Origin of the sequence: Pseudonocardia pini (assembly GCF_013870575.1) — a bacterium.
In the GTDB taxonomy this organism is placed as follows: Bacteria; Actinomycetota; Actinomycetes; order Mycobacteriales; family Pseudonocardiaceae; genus Pseudonocardia; species Pseudonocardia pini.
On record NZ_JACBXB010000313.1, the window covers coordinates 1 to 6,049 of the forward strand.

The 6,049-nt window shown below is 69.4% G+C and carries 7 protein-coding genes and 1 pseudogene; 5 read left to right on the top strand and 3 right to left on the bottom strand.

The features are described 5' to 3' along the window. Both H5J29_RS17905 and H5J29_RS17910 read left to right on the top strand, forming a co-directional pair. The coding region (locus tag H5J29_RS17905; RefSeq protein WP_220187580.1) for a hypothetical protein at nt 1–517 on the top strand (517 nt) is incomplete at its 5' end. Nucleotides 518–557: 40 nt separating this feature from the next. After that, a complete protein-coding gene (locus H5J29_RS17910; protein ID WP_181782100.1) occupies nt 558–1,697 on the top strand; it encodes a type I restriction endonuclease in 1,140 nt (379 codons plus the stop codon). Between the two features lie 57 nt (nt 1,698–1,754). Here H5J29_RS17910 and H5J29_RS17915 read toward each other — a convergent pair whose 3' ends face one another. From H5J29_RS17915 to H5J29_RS17925, 3 genes are all read right to left on the bottom strand, one after another. Next, the gene (locus tag H5J29_RS17915) at nt 1,755–2,579 is read right to left on the bottom strand and encodes an alpha/beta fold hydrolase (RefSeq protein ID WP_181782101.1); all 825 of its coding nucleotides are present in this window, start codon (nt 2,577–2,579) and stop codon (nt 1,755–1,757) included. 124 nt (nt 2,580–2,703) lie between these two features. Then, entirely contained in the window at nt 2,704–3,105 is a 402-nt protein-coding gene (locus H5J29_RS34380; protein WP_181782102.1) for a type II toxin-antitoxin system VapC family toxin, read from the bottom strand. Between the two features lies 1 nt (nt 3,106). Then, complete coding sequence (locus H5J29_RS17925) at nt 3,107–3,292, bottom strand: hypothetical protein (protein WP_181782103.1); 186 nt, start codon at nt 3,290–3,292, stop codon at nt 3,107–3,109. Between the two features lie 586 nt (nt 3,293–3,878). On the opposite strand from H5J29_RS17925, the gene H5J29_RS17930 reads away from it, so the two are divergent. From H5J29_RS17930 to H5J29_RS17940, 3 genes and pseudogenes are all read left to right on the top strand, one after another. Continuing rightward, nucleotides 3,879–4,949: a FecCD family ABC transporter permease gene (locus H5J29_RS17930; protein ID WP_181782104.1), complete on the top strand. Its 1,071-nt coding sequence runs from the start codon at nt 3,879–3,881 to the stop codon at nt 4,947–4,949. 5 nt (nt 4,950–4,954) lie between these two features. Then, nucleotides 4,955–5,746 carry an ABC transporter ATP-binding protein gene (locus H5J29_RS17935; RefSeq protein WP_312858288.1) on the top strand — a complete coding sequence of 264 codons (792 nt, stop codon included), beginning with the start codon at nt 4,955–4,957 and terminating at the stop codon, nt 5,744–5,746. Continuing rightward, a pseudogene (locus H5J29_RS17940) lies at nt 5,743–6,049 on the top strand (hypothetical protein); the annotation flags it as partial. The gene H5J29_RS17935 and the pseudogene H5J29_RS17940, both read left to right, overlap by 4 nt.

Sequence of the window (6,049 nt, forward strand, 5' to 3'; positions counted from 1 at the left end):
GACCGTGCTTCCGGTGCCGGTCGTCGGCGCACTGGTTGGTGGCCTTGTGGGTCAGCTATGCGCAACGCTCATCGCCCAGGGGCTCCGAACCGCCGTCGTCCGCGCCCGCGAGTACGGCTTGCCGGAGGAACAGATCGCACTGCTCGAGGCTGAGGCCTGCGCCGCAGTGGAGACCGCGGTCGCTCTGGCCGACGCGGAACACGCGCTCGGCGAGCAGCACAACGCCTACGTGACCAGCAGAGTCGTACCCTTGGTCGACGATGCCCTGCACGCCGTCGCGCAGGGCTCCGACGGCTCCCTGACGCTCATGATCGAGCTGACCGCGGGCTTCGCCGGGCAGCCGCTGTTCCGCACCGTTGACGAGTTCGACGAGTGGATGAACGATCCGACATCAACCCTCGTGCTCAACCCGAATGCTCCGCGATCTACCTACCGACGGCTCCAGGTCACCAATTGTGATGAGCCGGGCACGGCGGGTGTAGCGACACTGATCGACTGTCCGATGTGCCCTTTGTGAAGGTCTCCGGGCGGGGGCCGAGAGCCTGGGGGACATGTCTGTGAGCATCAACGAACGCGTCTACGACCTGGCGACGAAGGTTCGTCAGCACAAGGCCGCCATCGAGACCGAGGAGGCGACCAAGAACGCGTTCGTGATGCCGTTCATCGGCTCGGTGCTGGGCTACGACGTGTTCAACCCGTCCGAGGTCATCCCGGAGTTCACCGCCGACGTCGGGGTGAAGAAGGGTGAGAAGATCGACTACGCCCTGGTGCACGGCGGCCAGGTGCAGATCCTGGTCGAGTGCAAGAAGGTCACCGAGCCGCTGAAGATTCAGCACTCTTCCCAGCTGTTCCGGTACTTCGCGGTCACCAACGCCCGGGTGGCGGTGCTGACCAATGGCGAAGTGTACGAGTTCTATACGGACCTCGACGCGCCGAACAGGATGGACGAGAAGCCGTTCCTGGTGCTCGACCTGGCTGCCATCGACGCCACGCTGCTGCCGGAGTTGGTGAAGCTGACGAGGGAGTCGTTCGACCTCGACTCGGTCATCAACGCGGCGGGCGAGCTGAAGTACATCGGTCAGATCAAGCGTGCTCTGGCCGCGGAGTTCCGGGCGCCGAGTTCGGAGTGGGTGAAGTTCTTCGCCTCGCGGGTGTACGAGAAGAGCGTGACGGCGAAGGTGCGCGAGCAGTTCGAGACGCTGGTGCCGAAGGCGGCCACGCAGTTCCTGACGGAGCAGGTAAACGAGCGGCTCAAGACCGCACTCGGTGACGACGCCCCCGCGGCGGTAACGCCGTCGGCGCCCGCTCCGGTGCGTACCACCACCGTCACGGTGGCCGAGGTTCCCGCCGGCGAGGTAGACGAGCTGGACGCGACGAAGCTGGTCGTCACCACCGACGAGGAGATCGAGGGTTTTCAGATCGTGCGTGCGATCGTGTGCAGCGAGGTCGCCGTGGAGCGCGTCGCGGCTCGGGACACTCAGACCTACTTCGGTGTGCTGCTCGATGACAACAACCGCAAGCCCGTCGCGCGGCTGTGGTTCAACCGGACGCAGAAGTATCTGGGCGTGTTCGACGAGAACAAGACCGAGATTCGCCTGGCCATCGACTCGCCGCAGGACATCTACAACCACGCCGAGACGCTGCGGAAGACCGTGGCGAACTACCTCAGCCGTGAGGGTGGCTCGGCGGCGCAGTGAGCTGCTGAGCCCGTGCGCTCGCGTCGGTCGGAGCCCTTCCACTCGGATCGGCTCGGGTCAGGAAGGGCGGCGTGGCAGCAACGCTCCGCCGGCGTCGGTGATGGAGGTCGTGTCGAGCTGACGGGCTCCGGAGGTGACGGCACGGTGGATGGCCCTTACCGCCGCGGCGACGAGTTCGGGTTGATCGCGGGAGATGAGGTGGCCGGCTGTGTCGGCGGCGATGTGTACGGCGTCGAGACGGTCGGCCCAGTCCCGTTGGCACTCGCGCCAGCCGGTATCCGCTTCATCAACGGTGAGGGGTTGCCAGGCCCGCGCCACGATTTCGGCAGGCAGTGTTCCCATCGCGCGCGAGAGCACTACTGCGTGAGGAGGTGTGCTCGGCGGGGTCTGTTGCATCTCGCGCATCGACAGCGGCCATGACCAGCGGTAGCCGCTGCCATCGGCATCGTCGATGTCGCCGTCGCGAGCCATGCGGGGGATGACGTCGAGGTAGGTCGGGTCGACTTGAACGATGCCGGCGACATCGGCGGGCCAGTTGGCCAAGAAGCGGTCGACGATGTAGCCGCCGATGGAGGATCCGACCAGGATGTACGGCCCCTGCAGGCCCGCTTCGCGGAGAACCGCGCGCAGTCGTGCGGCGGCGGGAGCAGTCGTGCGGACGGATGCCTGGAGCGCCGGGGGCAGCGGGTCGCTGTCCTCCAGCCCGGGGCGCGCGTAGGTGAGACACAGGGTCTCGCCGAGTCCGTCTCTGACCTGCTCCCACAAGTCGTGCCCACCGCCTGAACAGGCGTCGAACACTATGCACGGGCCGCCGGTCCCGGTGACGCGGATCGACGTTCGGTAGCCGTCGACATCGATCAACTCATCGCGGGGATCAGCCACATTCTGATCTTGCAGGGCTGAGGGGCTCCTCGTCCTCCGCCGAGTGGCCGAACTCGCCACCTGAGGCTCGGCGGCCGAGCAGCGATTGGACAGTCGGAGCAGGCACGGCAACCGGGACTCAACGTCAGACTCCCATCAGGACAAGTCCTTCGTGCTCGGCGAAGTCGCTGAAGTCCTTCACGTTGAGCGTCGCGAGGGGGAGGCCGTAGGCGAGGCAGGTGGCGGCGATCCAGCTGTCGTTCTGGGGTCGTGGGCGGCCGCGGCGGGCGGCATAGGCGGTGATCTCGCCCCAGATCCTGGAGACGTCGTCGGTGTAGGGGAGCGTGGGTCGTGCAGCGAGCCAGGCGTCGAGGGAGCTCCGGCGGGCGGGTCCCCATTGGCGCGTGATCGACCAGCGGGTGAGTTCGCCGTAGGTGACGAAGGTGATGCCGTGCTCGGCCTCGGCCAGCTGGCGGGCGAGCGGGGCGGGAACGCGTTGCTTGATCACCTGTGAGGCGACGTCGGTGTCGAGGATGATCCGGCGCACGTCAGGCGATGCTGGAGCGGCGCATCTGCCGGAGGTCGGCGAGGAACTCGTCGAGCTCGGCGTCGTCCTCGAAGATCCCGTCCTGGGCGAGTTCGTCGATGCTCTGCACCGCCTTCGCGTTCGCGAAGATCTCGTCGAGGGTCGGGGCCGGCTTGCGGGAGGGCGTAGGCCCGGGCTGGGTCGTCATCACTGCCTCCTCGTTCGGCCTGTCGGGACTCGCGGTGATGATAGCCGCGGCCGCCGTCGAGCATCCCGAACGACACCTCCGCCGCCGCGGCTCAGTAGTCGCCGAAACTAGTCCTCACCGACTGAGCCGACGGCCCTGCCGCGTGGAACCACATGTGGCACGAACATGGGGCCACGGGAGTGCTCGGAGGGCATCGCAGTGCTTCACGGAGAGGGTAGGCGCAGGTAGGAGCGGTGGATCACCTCGACCCGTGCCCTCCAAACTAGCTACGCTGGTTCGATTCCCGTCGCCCGCTCAAAGCATCTACCGCCGGTTGTGTCCCTGGTGAGCGGTCCGGGTGGACGATTTCCGGGTCTGCGTGGAACCAGATGTGGCGCGCGGTGTGGTAGTCGGCTTCGCTCGGTCTCAGACACCGCCCCACGGCAACGCTGCGGTCGTGGATTGCGCCGCTGTCCGCTGTCGCGCCAGGCCCGACGTGGGTCGAGCCCGAGGTGGTCGGCGGAGACGTGTGCCCGCTCACGGCCCTATCGACAATCGTTGTCGTTTCGGATTAGCGTCTCGGCAACGACGACGAGGGGGCCGCTCCATGACCACGACCCGGCCGTCAGGGGTCCGACACGGCCCGCCCTTCGCCCCGCCGGGACGGTTCGCGGTCCTGGTCGCCGGGCTGTCGACGGCGGTGGTCGTGGTGGCCCTGCTCGGTGTCTCGGTGGGCTCGGTCGGTGTGCCGGTCACGACGGTGTGGCAGGTCGTCGGCCATCATCTCGGGCTGCCGGTCACTCCGCCGGACCCGGTTCTCGACCAGATCGTGTGGACCGTGCGGGTGCCTCGGGTGCTGCTCGGGATCGTGGTCGGAGCCGGTCTCGCCGTGGGCGGGGCGGTGATCCAGACGGTGGTGCGTAACCCGCTCGGTGATCCTTACCTGATCGGGATCGTACCCGGGGCCGGGCTCGGGGCGGTCGTGGTGATCGTTCTGGGGTCGGCCGCTGTGGGCGGGCTCGGGCTGTCGGCTGCGGCCTTCCTCGGTGCATGGGCGGCGTTCGGCGTGACCTTCCTGCTCGGGAGGCGACACGGCGCGTGGCCGCCGGTGCGGTTGGTGCTCGCGGGCGTCGCCGTCGGGTACCTGGTGTCCTCGGCGACCTACTACCTGCAGACCGTCGCAGCGCCGAACCAGGTGCAGCGCGTGCTGTTCTGGACGCTCGGGAGCCTGTCCGGTGCGGCGTGGGAGCAGCTCGCGCTGCCGGTGGTGGTGATCGCGCTCGGCACCGGCTGGCTGGTGCTCAACGGACGAAGGCTCAACGCGCTGGCCGCGGGCACCGACCTCGCCGCCAGCCTCGGGATCACCGTCGGACGCCTGCAGCTGCAGCTGATGGCATTGTCGGCGCTGGTCACCGGATGCATCGTGGCCGTCGCGGGCGGGATCGGGTTCGCCGGGCTGGTCGTGCCGCACCTGGCGCGGTTGCTCGTCGGCGCCGAGCACCGGCGAATGCTGCTCACGTCCGTCCTGGTCGGGGCGGTGTTCCTACCCCTGGCCGATCTCGCCGCCCGGACCCTGCGTGCCCCTGCCGAACTGCCGATCGGGGTGGTCACGGCCGCCGTCGGTGCCCCGTTCTTCCTGTGGCTGCTCCGCCGCACCGACGGCGGGCGGGCCTCGTGATCCGCGTGGCCGCCGGCGGGGTCTCCGTCGACATCGACGGCCACCGGATCGTCGCCGACGCCGCGTTGGCCGCCGAGCCGGGGACCCTCGTCGGGCTCATCGGCCCCAACGGCTCGGGGAAGTCCACGCTGCTGCGCACCGTCTACCGCGCGCTGCGGCCGGTGGCGGGCCGGATCCTGCTCGACGCCGAGGACGTCTGGTCGCTGAGCCCGCGCGACTCCGCGCGGCGCACCGCCGTCGTGCTGCAGGACGACACGGGGGAGTTCGCGTTCAGCGTGCGGGAGGTCGTGGAGCTGGGCCGGGTGCCACACCGTGGGTTGCTCGACCACGGGCGGGCCGCCGACGCCGGGATCGTCGAGCGTGCCCTCGCCGACACCGGTGTGGTGCACCTGGCCGACCGGATGGTCGCGACGCTGTCCGGTGGCGAGCGCCAGCGGGTGTTCCTGGCTCGCGCGCTCGCCCAGGAACCGCGGCTGCTGGTGCTCGACGAGCCCACCAACCACCTCGACGTCCGCGCCCAGATCGAGCTGCTCGAGATGCTCTCAGACCTGCCCGTGACCGTGGTCGCCGCCCTGCACGACCTCAACCTCGCCGCTGCCTACTGCGATCGGGTGCACGTGCTCGCAGACGGGCAGCCGGTCGCGGAGGGCCCGGCCGACGAGGTGCTCACCCCTGAGCTGATCCGCGCCGTGTACGGCGTCGACGCCCGATGCACGACCAACCCGCTCACCGGTCGCCGCGCGGTCCATCTCGCCGCACTGACCCCGGAACCCCACGTCCTGGAGGACCACCCGTGATCCGACGATCCGTCATCAGCCGAACCCTGGCCGCCGGTGTCACCGGCCTCGCGTTGCTCGCCGGCTGCTCCGCCGCGCCCCCGGTCCCCGCTCGGACCGACACCGCGGCGGGCGAGCACACCTTCACCCGGTGCGGCCAGACGTTCACGGTCCCGCCGCCGCAGCGGGTGCTCGTCGGCTGGCCGAGCAGCCTGGCGACCCTCGACGCGCTGGGCGTCGGCGACCGTGCGATCGGCTACGTCGCCGCCGACATGGCTGATCCGCCCGCGGGACACGCGGGCCTGCCCGTGGTCTCGCCGAGCT